General features: G+C 42.7%; 23 protein-coding genes. 3 read left to right on the top strand and 20 right to left on the bottom strand.

Going from position 1 to position 20,679, the window contains the following annotated elements; translation table 11 throughout:
• Nucleotides 1-83 precede the first annotated feature (83 nt).
• From MKY85_RS12085 to MKY85_RS11990, 20 genes are all read right to left on the bottom strand, one after another.
• Nucleotides 84-1,112 carry an alpha/beta hydrolase gene (locus MKY85_RS12085; RefSeq protein WP_342572678.1) on the bottom strand — a complete coding sequence of 343 codons (1,029 nt, stop codon included), beginning with the start codon at nt 1,110-1,112 and terminating at the stop codon, nt 84-86.
• 49 nt (nt 1,113-1,161) lie between these two features.
• Nucleotides 1,162-1,800, bottom strand: coding sequence for a hypothetical protein (locus MKY85_RS12080; protein ID WP_342572677.1), 639 nt, complete (start codon nt 1,798-1,800; stop codon nt 1,162-1,164).
• On the bottom strand, nt 1,797-2,330 hold the full coding sequence (locus MKY85_RS12075; protein ID WP_339302864.1) for a GNAT family N-acetyltransferase: 534 nt from the start codon (nt 2,328-2,330) through the stop codon (nt 1,797-1,799). Before MKY85_RS12075 ends, MKY85_RS12080 begins: the two co-directional genes overlap by 4 nt.
• Before the next feature lie 42 nt (nt 2,331-2,372).
• A complete protein-coding gene (locus MKY85_RS12070; RefSeq protein ID WP_342572676.1) occupies nt 2,373-2,840 on the bottom strand; it encodes an NUDIX domain-containing protein in 468 nt (155 codons plus the stop codon).
• Between the two features lie 386 nt (nt 2,841-3,226).
• The gene (locus tag MKY85_RS12065) at nt 3,227-3,670 is read right to left on the bottom strand and encodes a GNAT family N-acetyltransferase (RefSeq protein WP_342572675.1); all 444 of its coding nucleotides are present in this window, start codon (nt 3,668-3,670) and stop codon (nt 3,227-3,229) included.
• Between the two features lie 3 nt (nt 3,671-3,673).
• Nucleotides 3,674-4,102 carry a hypothetical protein gene (locus MKY85_RS12060; RefSeq protein ID WP_342572674.1) on the bottom strand — a complete coding sequence of 143 codons (429 nt, stop codon included), beginning with the start codon at nt 4,100-4,102 and terminating at the stop codon, nt 3,674-3,676.
• 19 nt (nt 4,103-4,121) lie between these two features.
• Nucleotides 4,122-4,277 (bottom strand): shikimate kinase, encoded by a 156-nt coding sequence (locus MKY85_RS12055; protein WP_342572673.1) that lies wholly within the window; start codon nt 4,275-4,277, stop codon nt 4,122-4,124.
• 145 nt (nt 4,278-4,422) lie between these two features.
• Complete coding sequence (locus tag MKY85_RS12050; protein ID WP_342572672.1) at nt 4,423-4,920, bottom strand: GNAT family N-acetyltransferase; 498 nt, start codon at nt 4,918-4,920, stop codon at nt 4,423-4,425.
• Nucleotides 4,921-4,946: 26 nt separating this feature from the next.
• Nucleotides 4,947-5,303: an NIPSNAP family protein gene (locus MKY85_RS12045; RefSeq protein WP_342572671.1), complete on the bottom strand. Its 357-nt coding sequence runs from the start codon at nt 5,301-5,303 to the stop codon at nt 4,947-4,949.
• Nucleotides 5,304-5,340: 37 nt separating this feature from the next.
• Complete coding sequence (locus tag MKY85_RS12040) at nt 5,341-6,219, bottom strand: class I SAM-dependent methyltransferase (protein ID WP_342572670.1); 879 nt, start codon at nt 6,217-6,219, stop codon at nt 5,341-5,343.
• Between the two features lie 396 nt (nt 6,220-6,615).
• Nucleotides 6,616-7,083 carry a DUF2691 family protein gene (locus MKY85_RS12035; protein ID WP_342572669.1) on the bottom strand — a complete coding sequence of 156 codons (468 nt, stop codon included), beginning with the start codon at nt 7,081-7,083 and terminating at the stop codon, nt 6,616-6,618.
• 51 nt (nt 7,084-7,134) lie between these two features.
• Nucleotides 7,135-7,665 (bottom strand): ATP-binding protein, encoded by a 531-nt coding sequence (locus MKY85_RS12030; protein ID WP_342572668.1) that lies wholly within the window; start codon nt 7,663-7,665, stop codon nt 7,135-7,137.
• Between the two features lie 12 nt (nt 7,666-7,677).
• A complete protein-coding gene (locus MKY85_RS12025) occupies nt 7,678-8,163 on the bottom strand; it encodes an N-acetyltransferase family protein (protein WP_339261389.1) in 486 nt (161 codons plus the stop codon).
• Between the two features lie 64 nt (nt 8,164-8,227).
• On the bottom strand, nt 8,228-8,755 hold the full coding sequence (locus tag MKY85_RS12020; RefSeq protein ID WP_342572667.1) for an AAA family ATPase: 528 nt from the start codon (nt 8,753-8,755) through the stop codon (nt 8,228-8,230).
• Between the two features lie 187 nt (nt 8,756-8,942).
• The gene (locus MKY85_RS12015) at nt 8,943-10,007 is read right to left on the bottom strand and encodes a polysaccharide deacetylase family protein (protein ID WP_342572666.1); all 1,065 of its coding nucleotides are present in this window, start codon (nt 10,005-10,007) and stop codon (nt 8,943-8,945) included.
• A 217-nt stretch (nt 10,008-10,224) separates the two neighbouring features.
• Nucleotides 10,225-11,277, bottom strand: a complete 1,053-nt coding sequence (locus tag MKY85_RS12010) for an ABC transporter substrate-binding protein (RefSeq protein ID WP_339241845.1) — start codon at nt 11,275-11,277, stop codon at nt 10,225-10,227.
• A 112-nt stretch (nt 11,278-11,389) separates the two neighbouring features.
• The gene (gene yjfF / locus MKY85_RS12005; protein WP_339241843.1) at nt 11,390-12,364 is read right to left on the bottom strand and encodes a galactofuranose ABC transporter, permease protein YjfF; all 975 of its coding nucleotides are present in this window, start codon (nt 12,362-12,364) and stop codon (nt 11,390-11,392) included.
• Nucleotides 12,354-13,397, bottom strand: a complete 1,044-nt coding sequence (locus MKY85_RS12000) for an ABC transporter permease (protein WP_339241842.1) — start codon at nt 13,395-13,397, stop codon at nt 12,354-12,356. Before MKY85_RS12000 ends, yjfF begins: the two co-directional genes overlap by 11 nt.
• Before the next feature lie 4 nt (nt 13,398-13,401).
• Nucleotides 13,402-14,913: a sugar ABC transporter ATP-binding protein gene (locus MKY85_RS11995; RefSeq protein ID WP_339241841.1), complete on the bottom strand. Its 1,512-nt coding sequence runs from the start codon at nt 14,911-14,913 to the stop codon at nt 13,402-13,404.
• 85 nt (nt 14,914-14,998) lie between these two features.
• Entirely contained in the window at nt 14,999-16,021 is a 1,023-nt protein-coding gene (locus tag MKY85_RS11990) for an ABC transporter substrate-binding protein (RefSeq protein ID WP_339241839.1), read from the bottom strand.
• Between the two features lie 242 nt (nt 16,022-16,263).
• Here MKY85_RS11990 and MKY85_RS11985 point away from each other — a divergent pair, with 242 nt between their 5' ends.
• The 3 genes from MKY85_RS11985 to MKY85_RS11975 are packed head-to-tail and all read left to right on the top strand — an operon-like array spanning nt 16,264 to nt 20,628.
• A complete protein-coding gene (locus MKY85_RS11985; protein ID WP_342572665.1) occupies nt 16,264-18,075 on the top strand; it encodes a sensor histidine kinase in 1,812 nt (603 codons plus the stop codon).
• Complete coding sequence (locus MKY85_RS11980) at nt 18,072-19,670, top strand: response regulator (protein ID WP_339241835.1); 1,599 nt, start codon at nt 18,072-18,074, stop codon at nt 19,668-19,670. Before MKY85_RS11985 ends, MKY85_RS11980 begins: the two co-directional genes overlap by 4 nt.
• Nucleotides 19,663-20,628 (top strand): substrate-binding domain-containing protein, encoded by a 966-nt coding sequence (locus MKY85_RS11975; protein ID WP_339241833.1) that lies wholly within the window; start codon nt 19,663-19,665, stop codon nt 20,626-20,628. Before MKY85_RS11980 ends, MKY85_RS11975 begins: the two co-directional genes overlap by 8 nt.
• The last annotated feature ends 51 nt before the right edge of the window (nt 20,629-20,679 follow it).

The raw sequence follows: 20,679 nt of genomic DNA, 5'->3' as shown, positions 1-20,679 counted from the left end.
TCTATCCGTTTCATTTAATTGCTTGAATGTGTTTTTGATCAAAATCAACCATCAAAATATGATCTTGCTGCTCTCCATGCATCTTAAAATAGCTCAATTAACCAATTTAAGAATTTATCTTTCTCTTCAAACTGTGGGTAATGCGCCGATTCGTTAAATACAACGAAATCTTTGATCGGTGCATCGAGTACTTTGAAATAATCACGTGCTGCATTCGCAGTGGTCATATAATCATATTTACCCATCACAAAATAAATAGGAATATCCAGATGATCCACAATATCGGGTAAATTTTGATCAAATACTTCCCTTAGTAAGATGTCTTGCGAACTGAACATCCATGAATAAAAGCGAATCATATCCAATCCATTGTATTCGGGATTCAAAAGGAATCCTGAGATATAATCTCTATTCTCATTGATAAGTCTGGCAGCGCCGCCATACTTTTGCAAAAGAATTCTAGGTGTAAGATCATTTCCTTGCTCAATCGACCCACGAACTAGCTCCAGTTTTTCAACATCCGCTTCATTACCGGCTTGTTTCGCTTGTTCTAACGTGTACTCCATGCTCTCCAGTTCGCTCTGAAGCGTATCTGCCATCTGCCCAATGCCAATATACGCGTGAAACTGAGCTGGCGCCTTAGCCGCAGCTTTCATCCCGATGTATGTACCAAATGAATGACCGATTAATATAACCTTTTCTTGATTTAACTCCTTAGATACAACATCACTTAACGCTAACAAATCATCTACTAATACATCTGTTGTCAGATTCGAATAATCCTCAAAAAAGTGATAGGACTTTCCGCTCCCACGTTGATCATAATGGACTACAGTGAAGTGTTGCTCAAGCTCCTTCTGATACTTCCTAACGTAAGGAATCTCCGAGCATCCCGGCCCCCCATGCACAAAAATCAGGATAGGATTACTCCGGTCAACTCCCCTGATCATGACCTCGTGACCTGCACCGTTGATTTCGATCTGCTCTAACATGCTGATGCTGTTCTCCCCTTTAATTTGGGGTGTCCATGTGGGAAATATCAAAGCAACTATAATCATTAAAATGATACTCGATAAGCTGTACTTAAGTGTTTTACGGATTTTTTTGCACATATAATGCTCCTTAATTACGCGCTTAAACCTATTTATACTGACGCTTTCTCTAGCGTAGCGGATACAACAATTCAATAGATTCGTTCATCAGTTCTTCTTGAAAAATGTAATTATGATCGGCTCCTATGATACAGAGGATTCGTTTCCCTGGATGAGCTTCAATTGTATTTTTGACTCTCTGAACCATAATCTGATTACGGACAACCCAGCGAAAGTTCTGTGACTTCGGGTTAATCTGCCCTAACCATGCATATTTTTGTTTGGTTATACGATCGAACTCCTTTGAATTAAAAGGAATTTCCCCAAACCGATACGTGTCCATTTGTTCCGCAAACCAGTCATCATCCCGCTGTTCGAGTTCTTTGCGCTCCTCACTCGAATAACCGTTAAATGGATCAAATGCATTCCACACATCCAATTCAAACCAATCAATAGGCACAAATGGAATGTCCTGCTCTTCGCACAAAGGAAATACCATATCCCAAAACTCGCTTGCCGGTTCTCCCCAGTATCCTCTATCATTTTGGTCCTTCTGATATCTCAACCAACTCTGTGGATGAACTTCACCACAAATGAGATCTGGCTTAAACTCAGTTATCACATTCTTGTAAAGAGAAAGCGAACAATGATATCGCTCCCTGAGTTCAGGATTATGAATCGTGCCAAGTATGCCTACTGTTGTTGTCATGTGCCCAGCTCCTTTATCATGTGTATATCTTTCGGCTCTTTGTCATAAAGTTCCTGATCCATTTCACTAGTAATCTGGCTGCCCTGGCTTCTGTAAAAGGATACCGCTGATCTCGTTTCTGTGGAGGAGATGTACAGATACTGTGCCCCACGTTTCTTAGCCTCTTCACCTAATTGGTTTAGAATACGTTTTCCAACGCCTTGTCTTCTGTAGTCGCGTGAGACATACATCAAGTCAACTTGTAATTGATTTTGCTCACTTCCTCTAAGTTGATGTGCCAGCACTCCAAATCCAATTAACCGCTCCTCAGCAAATGCGCCATATGCCATGCCACCTTGTTCTAATTCGGAGACGTAGCGATTTTGAATTTCCTCCAAAAGCTTTTCATCCCAGTTGGAGCACTCATGATTTTGTTTTAGCTCTACCAATTCGTTCTCTCTCATTTCATAGATGAGATCAATATGTTCCGAACGGTCTATATCCCCCAACTGGTTGACATCTTCAAGGGTCAAAGTCCTATATGTTATCATGGTCGTTGCATTCTCCTTTAGTTTCAGTTCCTACAGCTTAAATCAGCTTATTTTAATTACAGGCAATTCATTCAAATGATTTATTTGGATGGTGTACTTCTCTAACTCATGGTTATCAAGTCCATCCCATCTATCCAAGAAATGATAAAACATATCTCCGAAGTTCATCCCTTCAGGCAATACGTCCACAAGTTTTATTTCATCAATCTCCGACTCGGGTAAGCTATCAAGCCAATTAACCTCAGCATAAGAGACCATACCAAAGCTCCCATTCCATTCATATACGCCATAAGGTGTCAATTCAAAATGCACTGCACCTGTCTCTTCATAGAGTTCTCGACTCGCCGTATATAAAATGGTTTCCCCAATTTCTTTGTTGCCTCCTGGGATCTCCCAACCTCCTCTTTTCCTATTTTTAATAATGATGAATTTATGGTTATATTTAGCGATTATCACTGCAAATTTGATTAACTCTGGATCAAGTTCATCTAGATCAAACCATTGACTCATGGTATCCCTCCAATTACAACATGACTACTCTCAAAATATATTGGTTAAACCACTGAAGCGGTAACAAACAATCATCAGATATAATTGATGTGAATACCGCAACCAATCCTCGCTTTTGGTTGGTTAACAAAGATATACTGCCCTCGTCCAACACCCATACCCATAGCATAAAACGTTTTATTTTCAGCTTCTTCTTCCTCGATGCTTTTCATTATGCGCCAGTGGTAGTTATATAAGGTGTTTAAAGTAAGAGAAGGACTTACACTTCTAGCAATCCAGTCAGCAGAGATGAGTTGTTTCGAGTTCCACTCCCCATTCTGAGCGCCATCCTTTTGTTTCTACAAAGTCACCCTGCGTTACGTCCAATGCCACGTTAAGTTTTCGTCTTATAATCTTTTCTTTAGGAAGTATTGAACAATTCCATCAGGATACTCATCAATTAATCCAAAGACTTTATATCCCATCGTCTTGTAGAATTCAGGAGATTGATATGAAAATGTGCTTGTGTGTGCAAGCTTACATCCTAATTCAGAAGCCATGCTTTCTGCTTGCATGATTAAAGATCTTCCGTATCCTTTCTTTCTGTGTTCCACATCTATCCAAAAATTATCAATATATAATGTTTCACAATATGTAGCACAGAAGATCCCACCTACTGCCTTACCTGTCTCGTCGCGTAAAAAAAGATTTATAGTTTGTCCAGGCTTGTTTAATAACCCATTTGTTTCAGAGACATTATAGTTATATAAGTTATTACAAACGGTTTTATAGTCTTCTTCATGAACACCAAATACGATTTGTAATTCACCCTCATGATTGATATTATTCAATGTTTAAGTCACCTCATTTAGAAAATCATCACATGTATTCTTTGCACGATTAGAATTTTTCACCTTATTGCCAACCTGTAGATCACTAACTACTTCCAAATGATGTTCAATCAACTGTATAACTTGTTTTTTATTCTTAGTGATCATTGCTGTCTTGTTATTTTCGTTAATTACATCTATCGCTGCATCTATATTATATTGATGATTCCACTTCACAATCATCTTGCATAAGTCCTTAAATGACTGCTTGTAATTCCACGGTCGCAAGCCCGTTCTCGACAATACAAACCTCTTTATAATCCGATAATCTCTAATGAACACATTTGGGTTTAATACAAAAATTAAATCCGCTTCTTGTATGGATGGTAAAGTCCAATCTTTGTACTGTGCTCCTTCCATGATCCAAGCCTCTGAACAGGCAATAGATTTCATCGAACCATCTCTAACATGTTCAGGATATCTCAGATTTTCGGCGCTTCTGTTCCATATGAGTTCTGTTCCATATGAGATTGTCCAATTCATAGGAAGGAATACCGTATATATCCGATAATTCTTTGGCTAATGTTGATTTCCCACTACCGCAAGACCCAATAATTCGTATTCTCATACATATTCTTTCTTCAACAATGCATAGATGTGACCATTTTGGAATCGTTCATTAGAAAAAATATGAAAAATGTCTTGGGAATCACTCTGTTTAATTTCTCTTAACAACAATCTTTTAGTTTCCATTTCAGGAAAAGGAGTCATTTTCAATTCACCTCAATCGAGTACACCGCTACTTTTTTTCCTATGATGTCTACGTCCTTCTCGTGTTTCATGCCATTCTTTTGCGCGACTTTCATAGAACCCACATTGCCATGTTGAATCAACGATATCAACCGTCTCTGTTTCAAGTGACCCATGCCATATTCCTTCCATGCTTTAGCTTGTTCATATCCGTAACCCATTCCCCAGTATTGCTCCATAACCCAGTAACCAACTTCAAGCTCGTCCGTGCCTTCAATGAGCTGCGGAATCAGTCCAGAGGTTCCAATACACTTGTTATCCTCTTTATTGAATGCAAGAAACAGCCCCTTATCGTTTTTATTCCAGTTGATGAACTTTTCCAGGCTTTGCATCGTTTCTTCCTTCGTCCAGGGTCCTCCATGTCTTATAAATTTCATCATATTTGGCTCACGTGTCATCTCAAAAAGTAAATCAAAATCATTTTTGGTATATTTCCGAAATATAAGTCTTTCTGTCTCCATCTTCTCTCATCTCCTTCTTCATTTTTTCACTTCAAAATCGTTTGTTCGCGATCTACTGTCGATGTGAAAAATGCTTGCCTAATTTCTTCTCGAAATACTTCTTTATACCGATGTCTTCCGATCTGATCAAAACGAGCTTGAACGCGCTTTACGTGTTCTGTATCTGATTTTATATTTTTCTCAATCTCTTCGTATTGTTCAAGGGTATCGTATTCCCACATCGCAAAAATTTCACTGGTTTCATCATCTATGGGTGTATGCCATCTTCCAATAAGTCTTGATCCGTATTTCAATTGGGATGGCAGCAAAATATCATTAAATAGAGCATTAAACTCTTCTACAAAAGAAGTAGCAATAACATAGGTTTTTCTCCTATATATCATCCTCTGTACCTCCTTATGAGTATTAGAAACTATAGGCTTATCTCGTTACGATTCCCGATGTAATTTTCATGTTCGGAGCGTAGGTTAACCATGAGCTCTCATTAAACTCCCTAGCAAACACATCCTCTGCTTCATATTGTCTATTCGCTTCGTCTGAATGAAGTCCTCTTTCAACCAATGGAGTAACAACTTCATGCCTGGCATTGTTTTTTTGTCCCAGCCCTTCTTCCTTTAATGCGTGAAAAAGCTTTTGCTTATCTGAACCTGGCATGTTTTGATCTAAGAAGTTAACCTTGTCACTCACCCGGCATTCTACATTTCTCAAACCAAGTTGGCTAAGCAGGATTGGAAGCTTCATACCGATATTTCCGTCTTTACCATTCCGTTTGCTATCCTCCTCGAATAATTTTTGGAGAATACCTAACTGGATAATATTGGATTGATCAAGTCCATGTAATTCATAGTTTGACATATTAGCGATCCAATGGGGTTCAAAACATATCATTCTACCCTCATCTACGAGACTTTCGATCATATTCTGAAGAACGGTGATAGGCTCTGTCATATGTAATAAGAAGGCATGACTTATTGCAACATCGTATTGACGTTTCACTTTTACTGTTTCAATGTCATCTACAATAAAAGTCGTTTGATATGAAGTCTTTGAAAAAATCTCTCTGGCCTGCCTAATCAATTCCTTGCCTTTATCTATTCCGGTATAGGTTGATCCTTCGGGTAATAAAGGAAGCAGTTTCAACCCAAGGTAGCCATAACCACACCCATAGTCGATAAGATCTACTGGATTTTCAATCTTCCATACACGTTGAACCAAAAATTCGAGATAATCATCGTTATAATATAACCAACGCGTATTTCTCAGATATTCCATTTGGTCATCCCAATAGTAATCAGACAAGGTGAGATTCCTCCTTCATAAGATGTAATCGTATTCATAAACAGTCAAATATCATTGAGGAAAATGATTAGAGTGTGTCTTCAAGTTCAAGCAATTTTCTAAGGAACACAGGACATCTTATTGAGCCTTCAGGTCCTCTTTGAAAATTATAAGGAACATGAGACATCTTATTTCCCAAAATCACCTGACAAAAATGCTACAAAAGGCTATTTATACGGATATAACGTGTCTCAGATTCCTTAGATTTCGGAGAGCTTCTCAAATCCCCGAATAAGACGTGTCAGGTTCATTAGCGCTTGCTCACATTCATGATGTAACTATGTTAATGCATATCAACGTATGTAGTGATAATATTATCCTCTCCTCTTCACAGTTGCTCCAAAACCAGTTATTCCTTCACCAGACCGATAGTGTTGTCCTCATATCATTCTCATCCGTTACATATTCCAGAGATTTAAATCCCTGTCTATTTATATGATTATATATTTCCTCGATTTTTTCCGTGTCTTTACAATAAACCGTGACGTAGATACTATCCACTACAAGAAGAACCAGCTGACAGTCACTCAACATATAATCTTCATAGGTGATTAAATCTGTGATTTTTGCACCTTTTGGAAATGCTTTTAAATTCGCAAATATTAAATAATACTCGTTGTTATCAATAATCTTTTGTAATTCTTCTCCATTCATACCCATAATCATATCCGGAAAAAGATCATCCCCTAATGTATCGTCCTCAATGAAATAGGATTCTTCTCCACCAATAAACCAATCGAAATTAGATACTCCTATTGGTTTTAAAATCTCCCCAAGAAAGCAACCATAGGCATTTGGTATTCTAAAACGTATTCCTCTGTTCAATGGTTCACCCTCTTATCACTTTTACAATTTGCAGCCTAGTAAAAAGCGCTGTTATCTCACCCGATACTTCTCATTATTTATAATTTCATTTATTATTTCAGGTAGTTGATCTTCTGTAAAATGATGAGTATACAGTTTGTTATCTGCGCTCAAATTCAGATGATTTTCAAACTCATCCAGCAGAAGCACACTTCTTTCTTTCATTTGATATTCTTCTGCTCTTAGACAGTCTCTATGAATAATGGTTTGATGATCCACCATCAATACAACATAGGTTATGCGAACAATATAGTCTGCCAGTTCTGTCATTAATCCATTAATGTCCTCCGGAAAGGAAACATAGTCCAAAACTACATCGTAGTTATAGTCCAATAAATTTTTCACTAGACTGGATATATTTTTCCACGTTAAGTCATTTGTATCTTTATCAAGCCAAGGTTTACCTCGTCCTTTGACCGGCAAGTGACTAACCGCATCTCCAGAAATGTATGCACTTCTCTCTAAAGTCTGCACCAGCAGCTTGGAAGTTGTAGATTTCCCTACTCCAGGGGGGCCAGATATAATATATAGGTTGTTAACCATTTAATAATCTCCTTACAGTATCTTTTGGAAACTTCCAATATCCAGTTTTCTATCAAACTTATATCCGATCTCTTTAAACAGAGCACATTGTTCATACCCATTTCTCTCAAATAATGATTTACTTCTTGTATTCTCCATGCAAATTGTTGCAATCAAGGTATGGAATCCTTGTTCTTTTGCAACCTTCTCAATATAACGAAGGGCTTGTTTGCCCAAGCCTTTTCCCAAAATATCGGGCTTTAAATATATAGTGACTTCTCCGCAGATGTCATAAGCCTGTTTACTCTTATATTGGGTGATCAGAACATAGCCCACCATTTGATTATTTTCAAAAATTACGTAAGTTTTATACCGCGCATCCTGGTTCATCACAGAGGATTTAATCTGATTAAGATCTAATTCCTCCGTATGAAACGAAATTGTTGTATTCCTTACATAATAGTTATAAATCACTCTAATTTCAGGAAGATGCTGTTCGGTTACCTCTTCAAAAGTCACTGTCGTCAATTACCATCCATCCTCTTCTGTTCGTTATACAGATCTTCCCATACAACTTCGCATTTTATTTTAGGACCTTCTTCAATATGAGTTCTATGATCTCACTGGTCTCCAGATGATCGGTAACAATGTAGGTTTGAAATTGTTCATCCTTGAAAGCTTCAACACACTTGGGCGCTTGTTGATACTGCCAGCCTCCATATTCATCTCCTCGTTTCGCCAAACGATGATATATCGTCTCTTCTGTAGCCGTTAGGCAAAAATGATGAATGTCCTGATCAATCTCTCTCAACCCGTTATAGATGTACTGAAAGTTTTCCTCTTTATAGATGGTCATGGGGATAATCAAGTGTTTGTTATATTTCTGTTTAACCTCTTTTGCTGTCTTTACGGTTAGTATTCTCCACAGCTCGATATCTTGAAAATCATCCGTCCGTTCATTCTCCTCTCTATAATTCTCCGGGAGAAGTTTTCTGAGCATATAACCAATTTCTTCAGGATCATAGATCATACTGTTGGAAATTAAAGGTTGAAGTGCTTCTGCTGCCGAAGTTTTCCCCGAACCAAACGCGCCGTTAATCATAATGATCATTGGATCAATCCACTCCTAATAAACAAATGGTTTCAATACACACCAAATTTTCCCTGTCCACATTTCATCCATTATAAATGTTTCCCTTCCACTTTTGTATTACAAAATGTCCAAAAACACGATGAAATCCCATTGGGCTTCCAATGGGATTTCATCTCTGTACATTTTTCAATTAATCCTGCGATAATTAGTTTATTTCCAAGTAATCAATGTACACGTCCCATGTTCCATCATCGGCAGTTACAACCAGCTGAATCTCTTGGTTTCCTGTGCCATGAGTAACATTATTAAGCGTATACACCGCAGGGTTGTTTCCCCCGAAGTAAAAGGTTCCCTTGGTCTGTCCGCCAATCTTCAAATCCACTCTAGCCATATTGGCATTGTTTGACGCCCCACGAAGTGAAAAATTATGAGTACCCGTTGCAAAATACTGCGTGTATTTAACCAAATCATTGTTAGCATACAGCACTACTCCATTGAAAGGAGAGCTTATATTCCCGGTGTACTGACCACCTTTGGTCATATTCTCAGCTTCCACTTTTGTTGAAGTACCTGGAGGATTGGTGGTGCCTCCATCAGGCGCGACTGCCCGACCTGTCGCCGGTGAGATCATGCCGGAGCAAAGGCCACGATTCTTCAGATTTTGTGCAATCTGCGGAATGGCCTGAAGTGTTGTCTGGTACTGATCATGCATTAGAATGACATCACCACTTTTCATGGTGTTCACAGCCGCTACAATCTGGTTTGCACTGGCGCCATTCCAGTCTTGGGAATCTACGTTCCACAGCACTTCAGTCAGCCCGTTCTGGCTCACAACAGATTTCAAGGTCGCATTTGTCGCACCGTAAGGAGGTCTGAACAATTTAGGTGAACTTCCAGTAATGGACTGAATCGTTTGCTGTGTCCGTGTAATCTCTGACGACATCTGAGAACTGTTTAACGTAGTCATATTCGGATGTGTATAGGAATGATTGCCGATCCACATGCCAGCTGCCACCTGTGCAGTAACCAGAGATTGATTGTTTTGCGCATTTTGTCCAACATTGAACATCGTCGCCCGTAAACCAGCCTGCTTCAATGCGTTAAGCATGTTTGTTGTATTTCCAGATGGGCCATCATCAAACGTCAAGCCTACATAACCATTTGGACAGGCTGCGTCCGCAGCACGAGCATCAGGCACTGCAGGAATGGAGAACAATGTACTGAAGAGTGCGAGAGATATTACCGCTTTTGCCAGCTTTCCTTTGAACATAATATTACCTCCTCATATTTATTCACAGCATAATACCTTACTACACTCCCTCTCTTTATCAACGTTCAACCCTCGAAAAAAAGCGCTTTCAATTAAAGGTAAACCACAGCCTCCTTTCTCATAGATAAGACTTTAGTTCAAGGTGAGTTTAGTATAAACGATAAGGTGATTTAAAGTAAATTCTATTTTATCCAAAATGTTCTATTTTTTGCGTACTCTAAAATCGCCGATTGTACATCTCCCGTTTAGCACTCTCCTGTGTAAAAATGTCCTCCGGGGGGACCATGCGCTTCGGAAGTGTACGTCCTGCGATAATTTCTTTGGTAGCCTGCATAAGCTGAGGACCAAGCAGCGGGTTACATTCCACGACGGCGTTGATTTTCCCACTCGCCAGAATTTCAAGTGCTTTGCGGGAGCCGTCCACCGAGACAATGATGATGTCCTCTCCCGGCTTCAGCCCAGCTTCTTCGATCGCTTGAATGGCGCCAAAAGCCATTTCGTCATTATGGGCAAAAAGAACCTGCGGTCTTTCTTCTTCCGGAACCTGAAGGAAACCTTTCATAACTTGTTTCCCATTGGCCTCCGTAAAATCGGCAGGAGCACTTTGTGAGAAGATGATGTCTGTTCTGGTGTCGAAAATGCTTCTAAATCCCTCGCCACGCTGGATGGAAGGCGTAGAACCACTTGTGCCTTGCAGTTCGGCAATTCGTATCGTACCCGGATGATTTCGCATCCGATCCTGAATGTACTTCCCCGCCTTCACACCTTCCTCATAAAAGTCAGATCCAATCGTTGTCACAAAAAGTGAAGTGTCTTGGACATCGACTGACCGGTCTACGATGATCACGGGTATGCCTGCATCCTTGGCCTCCTGAAGAATACTCTCCCAGCCCGATTCCACGACAGGTGCAATGGCAATGACGTCCACCTTTTGCCTGATGAACGACCGAACAGCCTCGAACTGTTTCGTCTGAGACTGTTCTGCATTTTTTATCACAAGGGAAATTCCCGATTCAGCCGCGGCAGTACGAATAGACATGGAGTTGGCCAGACGCCAGGCACTCTCTCTCCCCAGTTGTGAAAAACCCAAGACAATTGGTTTCGTAGAGGTATCCCTTGCTACCGCTGATTCCATCCATTCCTCAACAGATGGGAGAGTTTCCAAGTTGTTAGACGAGATGGGCGGAGGCACAGATTCAGACTCAGGTGTTGTACAGCCGACAAGCAGCAGCAGTATGAACAAGCACAACCCGTTCACATGTCTTCTCATTCACGCATCCCCCATCTCCATGTTAGTTTCCGCAGCCACCGATGCAGGGCACATATGGTCATTTCATTGTTCGGTATTTGCGTCCAATATCATATCATTTCATTCGATCCACTTAATGCAGTGATTTCGAGGATACTCGCCGCCCGCTAAGCAGTCGTTGGAACAAAATAAAAACAAACAGCATTAGGCCAATCACAATCTTGGTCCACCACGAGCTGAGCGTGCCTTCGAAGCTAATTATAGTTTGGATAGCTCCCTGGATCAATACACCAATAAAGGTTCCCGCCACGTACCCCACACCACCTGTTAACAAGGTACCTCCGATGACAACAGCCGCGATGGTATCGAGTTCAAGACCCATGGCGTGTAATCCATAACCCGATAACATATAGAAGGTGAAGACGACACCGGCAAGCGCGGAGCACAAACCGCTGAACGTGTACACCAGGATTTTGGTACGTGCAACCGGCAATCCCATGAGCAGCGCAGATTGTTCACTTCCACCAAGGGCGTAAACGTTGCGCCCGAACCGGGTATAATGTGCCAGGTAGATCGCAAGCAGTAGAATGATCAGAGCAATAATCACATTAATGGAGACAAAGCTGCCCCCTGGCAGGGAAATTTTCGCCTGTGCTACCTGTGTATAAAATGGATTCGTAATCGTAATGGTGTCGAGACTGATGACATAACACAGCCCCCGCGCCAAAAACATGCCGGCCAGCGTCACAATGAAGGGCTGAATTTTAAAATAGTGGATGATCGCCCCCATAACTGTGCCAAACAATGCACCCATCACAAGCACCAACGGTATAACGATGGCAGGTGACCAGCCCTGCTTCTCCACCAGACTTGCGCTAATAATGGTTGTCAGCGCTATGACTGAACCAACCGACAAGTCGATTCCCCCCGATACAATGACAAAGGTCATGCCAATTGCCGTGATAATCAGAAATGCGTTATCAATGAGAAGATTAAGCAGCACCTGTGTGGAGAAGAATCCCGTGTACCTGAAAGACCCTATGGCAAACATCACGGCCAGCAAGCCGAAAGTGACAAAGACCGGGAGATACTTACGATTAAGAAACATGGCGGTTAACCCCCTGTTCGGCTGGATATTTCCGTTTTTTCCAACGGATCACCATGGAATTGCGGAATGAATCAGATTGAATCAAACATACGGCTAATACAACAAAAGCTTTAACAACCAACGTAACTTCTGGCGGAACGCCAATCATATAGATCGTTGTTGTTAAGGTTTGAATAATCAACGCTCCAACGACGGTACCCATGAGATAGAAACGTCCTCCATTGAGCGAAGTACCCCCGATGACTACCGCAAGAATGGCATCGAGTTCATACCACAGACCCGCGTTATTTCCATCCGCACTGGATACATTCGAGCTGAGAATAAGCCCGGCAATACCGGCACACAGTCCACAGAACACATAAACTGTGAGAATAACCGTTTTGGAACGAATACCTGCCAGTCGGCTCGCGCTCGCGTTACTTCCGACCGATTCGATAAACAGTCCCAGTGCCGTTTTTCTCGTCAACAGAGTGGCCACAATCAGGACAGTTAATACGATGAAGATGGAAAAAGGCAATGCTGCAAGCGAACCGGCTCCGATATAGGCGTAGTTGGCATTGGATACCGTAATAATCTGTCCACTCGTAATCAATTGTGCAATCCCACGTCCGGCCACCATTAGAATAAGCGTCGCAATAATGGGCTGAATTCGGGCAACCGAAACAAGCGCCCCGTTCCATACACCCAAGATCAGGGAAAGCCCCATTGATAATCCAAGCGCACCCAGTACAAGCCCCAAGGAACTCTGGTCTACTCCTCTGCTGATACTCATACAAGCCACGGCACCGGAGATCGCGACAATGGAGCCCACGGACAAATCGATGCCTCCGGTCGCAATGACCAGTGTCATGCCGATGGATACCAGAATCAAAGGCGCTCCAAAGTTGAGAATATCAATCAAGCTGCCATACAGATTTCCTTCACGCATGACAAGGGAGAAGAAATCCGGAGAGTACAGCAAATTAAAGATTAAAAGTAAACCAAGCATACATAACGGCCAAAACAAATGATGTTTACGCATCTTGCCCGCCATCTCTTTAACCTCCTGCCATTGCTTTCATAATTTGCTGCTGATGGATCTGTTCCCCGCTAAGTTCTTTCACTTTTTTGCGGTCCCGAAGTACGGCAATCCGTTGGCTGACACGAATCACTTCTTCCAACTCAGAAGAAATGAACAGCACGGCCATGCCCTGCTTCGACAGAGAGAGCACCAGCTTCTGTATTTCAGTCTTTGCACCAATATCAATGCCACGCGTAGGTTCATCGAGAATCAACAGATCCGGGTTCATCAGCAGCCACCGGGCAAGCAACACCTTTTGCTGATTACCGCCGCTCAGATTTTTAATTAAATGCTCCGGATTTTTGGGATGGATATTTAACAGGTTGATGTACTTTTCGGCAATCTCATCCTGCTTCTTGCGTGAGATCGGTTTAGACCAGCCGCGTGTCGCCTGTAAAGCCAGAATAATGTTCTCCCGGATGGTCAAATCATCGATGATGCCTTCGGTTTTACGGTTCTCGGAGCAAAAGGCAATATTCTGATCAATCGCATGACGTGGCGATTTGACCATGCTTCCTGTATCCACAACAAGCAGCTTGCCTTCGTCCGATCGATCTGCACCAAAGAAGAGGCGAGCGATCTCGGTCCGACCAGACCCCAATAATCCAGCCAAGCCCAGGACTTCTCCCTTACGGATATCCAGATCGAACGGCTCAATTGCGCCTTTCCGTCCAAGCCCCTTGGCGGTAATTAACAGTTCGCCCGACTCCGCCTGGGCAGCATCCGTTTCCTTCGGAAGCTCCTCTAACACTTCAAGCTCCTTGCCGATCATCTTGAGCACCAGTTCCATGCGTGGAAGTTCTGCGGCTATGTACTCTCCTTCCAATTCCCCATTACGGAGCACCGTTAGACGATCCGACATTTCGTATACCTGATCTAGAAAATGAGTAACAAAAAGAATGGCGAGACCTTCACTCTTTAATTTGTGCATAATTCGAAACAGTTGCTGAACTTCGTTTTTGTCCAAACTGGATGTAGGCTCATCCAGTATGAGCACTTTGGCTGAGATGCTGAGTGCTCTTGCAATCGCAATCAGTTGTTGAATCGCGACTGAGTAATTCTGTAAAGGGGCCTTAACATCGATGGACAGATGTAATCTGTCTCGCAGCAGGTTCTCCGCATCTTGGTTCATTTGCTTCCAATTGATTTTGCCAAATCGCATCGGCTCCCGCCCGATAAAAATATTCTCAGCAACTGTTAAGTTCGGGCAGAGATTAACCTCCTGGTAAACGGTACTGATTCCCGCCTTCTGTGCTTCGAGCGGACCGGAAATGGAAAGTTCGCGATGACCCATCGTTACCGTTCCCTCATCAATGGAATACACGCCAGTCAGAACTTTAATAAGTGTCGACTTTCCCGCTCCGTTCTCACCCATCAAGGCATGAATCTCGCCCGGAAACAAACGAAAGCTGACGCTGGATAGCGCTTTAACGCCGGGAAATTGTTTGGTGATACCTGTCATTTGCAAAATGGGTGCTTGCTCGGCCATATAACCCTCTCCTTTGTTATGGAAAAAAGTCATTTAGCGACAGCCTGGTCGAAAAATGACTTTTCGGTGTTATACGAATCTGCGTTTAGTATTCGCGTGTTGGCAATGCTTCTTTGGCTTGCTCCGATGTGAACGTTGTCTCATCTGTCACGATTCGGGGTTCGATGTCTTTCCCGTCCACTACCGCTTGAACCGCTTCCATTAATTGAGGTCCTAACAACGGATTACATTCCACGATAAAGTTGATTTTGCCATCAGCAGCAGCCTGCATCCCATCTTTCACGGCATCAACCGAGATAATGGTGATATCTACGCCTGGTTTCAGTCCTGCCGCTTCAATGGCCTGAATTGCACCAAGTGCCATATCGTCATTATGTGCGTAGAGAACATCGATTTTTTTATGTGCTTTGAGGAAAGCCTGCATGACTTCTTTGCCTTTGGCACGTGTAAAGTCTCCCGATTGTGAAGCGATCACTTTAAGCTTTGGATTGGAAGCAATCAATTCCATAAAGCCCTCTTGACGGTCATTCGCTGGTGCGGAGCCAGTTGTGCCCTGCAATTCTACGATATTGATCTCGTCTTGTGTGTCCTTATATTGGTCATTAAGCCACTGACCTGCTTTGCGTCCTTCTTCTACGAAGTCGGAGCCAATAAAGGTTTTGTAGAGGGTTTTATCCGGGGAATCCACAGCACGGTCCGTCAAAATTACGGGAATGCCTGCATCCTTCGCTTCCTTCAATACGGTATCCCAACCGGATTCCACAACAGGAGAAAAAGCTATCACCGTCACCTTCTGCTGGATGAAGGATCGCAAGGCTTTAATCTGATTTTCCTGCTTCTGCTGCGCATCCGAAAACTTCAAATCATAGCCTGCTTCTTTGGCTGACTCCTGGATCGACTTGGTATTCGCCGAACGCCAGCCACTCTCCGCACCAACCTGCGAAAAACCGAGCGTAATTGTTTTGGCGCTGGCAGGTGTACCCCCATTGCCATTTGTTGAAGTTTCATTATCGGAGCCTGCTCCTCCATTGGTACTGCTGCATGCCGTGCTAACCAGCATCACCATAGCCAATGTTATGGCAAGTCCCCACTTTTTTTTGGTTCGCATGTTGTGATCCTCCCTTTTTCATTTCACCTTGTGGTGTGATCACATTATAGAACGCTTTCATTTCAAGCTTATATGGAGTATCTTGTTTTTTTAATGTAATAATTTAGCAATTTCAAAAACAGAGATCCAAAATGTGTAATTTCTTTGTTTAATGGTGTAGTATTTAGCGATTCTCTTAAATATCTAAAAATCATGTTATACTAATGGTACATTTTCGATCCCTTCAGATGGAGTGGAATACGTTGAAACTCATTCAGTGGATTGCTTCAAGCCTAAGGCTTAAATTACTCAGCATGTTTATCATCCTCAGTTCAGTACCACTGATCGTGGTTGGATTGATTTCTTACCACAAATCCTATACGGTCGTATCCAATCATAACAAGGCCTCGACACAATTGGTCGCCGACCAGCTTGCCAGGAACATTGATATCTTGTTTGAGGATACGGAACGATTGCTCGAACTGGGCAAGAATCCACAAGTGCTTCAATACCTTTATTCTCAATCGGAGTCCTACCCGGAAGCCAAAGCCATCCTTCAGACCTACAATCTATATCGGGAAACTTACAAGTATGACAAGGTACTTAATATCTCATTTGTGAATTTCTATGGAAAAGGCATAAGTGAACGAAAAGGCGTGTTCAAGCTGGAACGGAATCCGCTACGTAACCCGTACTTCAAGTATCTGATACAGTATCCGGATGCCATTCTACGCATCCCTCATTCTGCAGCCCATGCCGAATATAACAGGCTGGATGGATTTGCTTACCCTAAACAGAATGCGCTTTCAATTATAACCACCGTCAAGGAACGAATCACGCATGAGGTCATCGGATTTATCGTAATTGATTTGAATGATTCGTTTATTGATGATTTTTTGACGAGCACCCCCATTAAGGATTCAGGTTTTTTCTACATCAGTGATCAACACGGAAATACTCTTTTCAGACCGGATGCCACCCCGGCATCCATAAGCATGATGGATCAGATCCGATCAATCCCCTTACATTTGCAACATGACAGCTTTATCCTGACCCCAGGATCCAAGCCGCAATTCGTTGTATACAGCACCTCCAAACAGACCGGATGGAAAATGATCGGGGTAGCCCCTTATCAGGAAATCATTGCAGAGGCCAATAGCATTCGCCAATTGATCATCATCACGGTTTTATTAAGTGCCTTCTTTGCAATATCATTATATTTTTTCCTGAATAATCGACTGATTCTTCCCATCCGGATTCTGATGAACAAGATGCGTAAAGCTGCAAACGGTTACTTGGAGGCCAAAGTCACACCACACGGCTCAGACGAAATTGCTGATCTGGGCAAAAGCTTCAATGTGATGCTGGATAAGCTCAAAACATTAATCGAAAAGAGTATTCGAGAGAATGAACAGGTGAAAATAGCTGAACTACGTACGCTGCAAGCTCAGATCAACCCTCACTTCCTCTATAACACGTTGGAATCCATTCTATGGATGGCTGAAGCAGAGAAAAAAGAAAATGTAATCAAACTTGTGCAGGCCCTCTCGAAGTTCTTTCGTTTGAGTCTAAACAAAGGATTCGACTGGGTATCGATTCAAACCGAGCTTGAACATGCGCGGAGTTACTTGGTCATTCAACAGATGAGGTATCACGATATTCTCACCTACGAGATCAGCGTTGACCGTGAGCTTCAGGATTATCCCATTCTGAAAATGACCTTGCAGCCCCTAGTTGAAAACGCGCTCTACCATGGAATCAAAAACAAACGCGGTCAAGGGCGTATATCCATCCACGGATATATTGAGGAAAATAGCATCATTCTCACCGTACAAGACAACGGAATCGGCATGTCTGCGGATCGATTGGCTCAATTACGTGAAGAGCTGGAGAAACCGGCGGGTTCTCGTTCCCCCCAAGATGACGAGCAGGAAGGCGGATTCGGTCTGCTCAATGTACATCACCGGATTCGACTCTATTTCGGACCAGCTTATGGCGTTGAAATGGACAGTACGTATATGGAAGGAAGCACATTTATGATTCGTATCCCCAAAAGCAAGGAGGTTAACCGTTGAAAAAAGTCATGATTGTGGATGACGAAATTGGGATTCGGGAGAATATACGGAGCTGCATTGATTGGGAAAAGGAAGGTTTTCGCTATTGCGGGGATGCACCCGATGGCGAGCTTGCATTACCTTTAATTCATGAATGGGCACCGGACATTCTGATTACGGATATTAAAATGCCATTTATGAACGGACTGGAACTGACCTCCATCGTTCGCAATCAGCAACCTGATATCAAAATCATTATCATGAGCGGTCATGATGAATTCAGCTATGCCCAGGAGGCCATCCGACTCGGTGTAACTGAGTACTGTCTAAAGCCCATTAGCGCAGCAGAGCTGATTCAGATGCTTCATAAGGTCAGCAAACAAATGGATGAAGAACAACAGCGCATGACAAGCCGAACGATCACCAAAGAAAAACTGCTAGCCGATCTGTGTGGGGGACTCATCGGTACAACCGATGCGATTGAATCAGCCAAACAACTCGCACTTCCTCTCTCAGCCAGGTATTACACCATTGTCATTATCGACGTTCGATTAACAGAGGATTCCCCGGATTCGGAATCCATGATGAAGAAGCTGATTCCCGTACTGGAGGAAACTTGTGATCCCCACGTAGAACTTCTTCCTTATATTCGAAGCCGGACGGAGATCGTGCTTCTGCTCAAGTATAATGACGCTGAGAACATATCCGCATATCTGGAGCAGCTTCGTGGGCGGGTTCGTATGCAGCTAGAGCATATGTTCAAATGTAATATTATTCTGGGTATTGGCAGTCAACAAGAGCGGCTGCAAGGCATTCATGTCTCGTATCTGGAAGCGGAGGAGGATAAATATATTACCCGGCTTACCCTTCAGAACAGAGCTACTCTAACTGAAATTAACCTGGATGAGCAAACGACTCTATTTCTCGACAGGAATTCGTTTCTTGAATTTCTCAAAATCGGTAGCCCCAATCTGCGTGACCCTTTTGTGCAGGAGTTTGCCGCTCCATTACAGTCCTTCGACTGGAAGTCCTCATCGTATGGCTTCTATCTGTTGAATGATCTTACGCTCGAGTCGTTTCGGCTTGCGAATCAGCTGTTCCGCATGAGTGACCATTCGGATGAGAACATCACTTCCCTGCAGCAGACGATCCGGAAAATTACGTGCTGGGAGGATTGCACCCAATATCTATGTTCCCTGCTTAACCTGTTATGGCAGAGAAGAGCAGCCTGCTCCGGAAAATACAGTGATGTCATCGATCAGGTAAAAGCCTATGTATCCCGGGAATACAGTAACGAACAAGTCTCGCTGAAGCTGATCTCTGCACACGTCAGAATCAGTCCAAGTCATCTAAGCAAGATTTTCAGTCAGGAAACGGGTCAAACGATAACGGAGTATCTAACCCGGATTCGAATCGGTAAAGCCAAAGAGCTGCTAAAAACGACCAGCAACAAAACCTTTGAGATTGCTTACAAAGTCGGTTACAACGATTCTCACTATTTTTCTAATATATTCAAGAAAACAACAGGTTTTACACCAAGAGAATACCGAACGCAAGGGACCGAGGAATCGCAGGCCAGACCATCAGATATGAGAAAAGAGCCGATGTATGAATAAAATTAAATTTGCACTTTTACTTACACTCATACTGCTGTTCCCGATGATCATTTCATCCGGTTCGGCACACATTCGCCCACAGCAAATGGCCGCATCACTTCCTGCAACTTCACCTGTCGAGAAATCTGCCGCGAGTAAAACTTTCGGTATTATTTATCCAATGACCTATCCAACCTATGAGATGATCACGAAGGATGCAACGGAGTATGCAGGCAAACACAATATCAAATTAATTGTAAACGCACCTGATGAAGCCAATACTGAACAACAGATCCGTATCATGGAGAATATGATCAAACAGCATGTGGACGGAATAGCTATATCTCCTGTGGATGCTGCTGCACTTACACCCGTAATTGATGCAGCCCAAGCTGCGGGTATTCCTGTCATTACATTCGAGTCAGATGTCCCATCCAGTCATCGAATCGCTTATGTGGGCGCTGATAACTATCGCACTGGCCAGCAGTTCGCGATGACGACTACAGAACTTCTGCATAATCAAGGCATGATTCTTGTCGAGAATGGTTTGGAGGAGATGCAAGGTTTGCAGCAGCGACTTAATGGATTCATCGACTACATCCGCAGTGAAACAGACATCGAAATCTTGGAGGTTCGTTATCATCAAGGGAATGAAGATCGCGCCATGTCCGATATGGAGAACATGATTCAAGCTCATCCTCACTTCAATGCGATTATCGGACTCGATTTTGTTTCCGTCTCTGCCTCTACCCTGATCTGGAAAGCGAAAGGACTTAACCGGCATTTGATCGCGTTCGGAGACAGCCCGACCAGTGAAAACGGGTTGCTCAACGGTCAATTGTCTGCCGTTATTTCACAGAATGAGGGAGTCTGGGGTGCCAAAATGATGGAGACCTTGTTACTCGCAAGCGACGGTTTGCCCGTGCAGGAATTTATTGATACGGGGATCATTGTAATCAATCAGGAAGGAAGTAAATAATTAAGGGGATGTCTGCCTGTCATTCAGATGACAAGCGAACATCCCCCATTT

Origin of the sequence: Paenibacillus sp. FSL R5-0749 (assembly GCF_038595085.1) — a bacterium.
Classification (GTDB): domain Bacteria; phylum Bacillota; class Bacilli; order Paenibacillales; family Paenibacillaceae; genus Paenibacillus.
The sequence above is the reverse complement of the archived record's forward strand: the minus strand, read 5'-3'. Positions and strand labels throughout refer to the sequence as shown.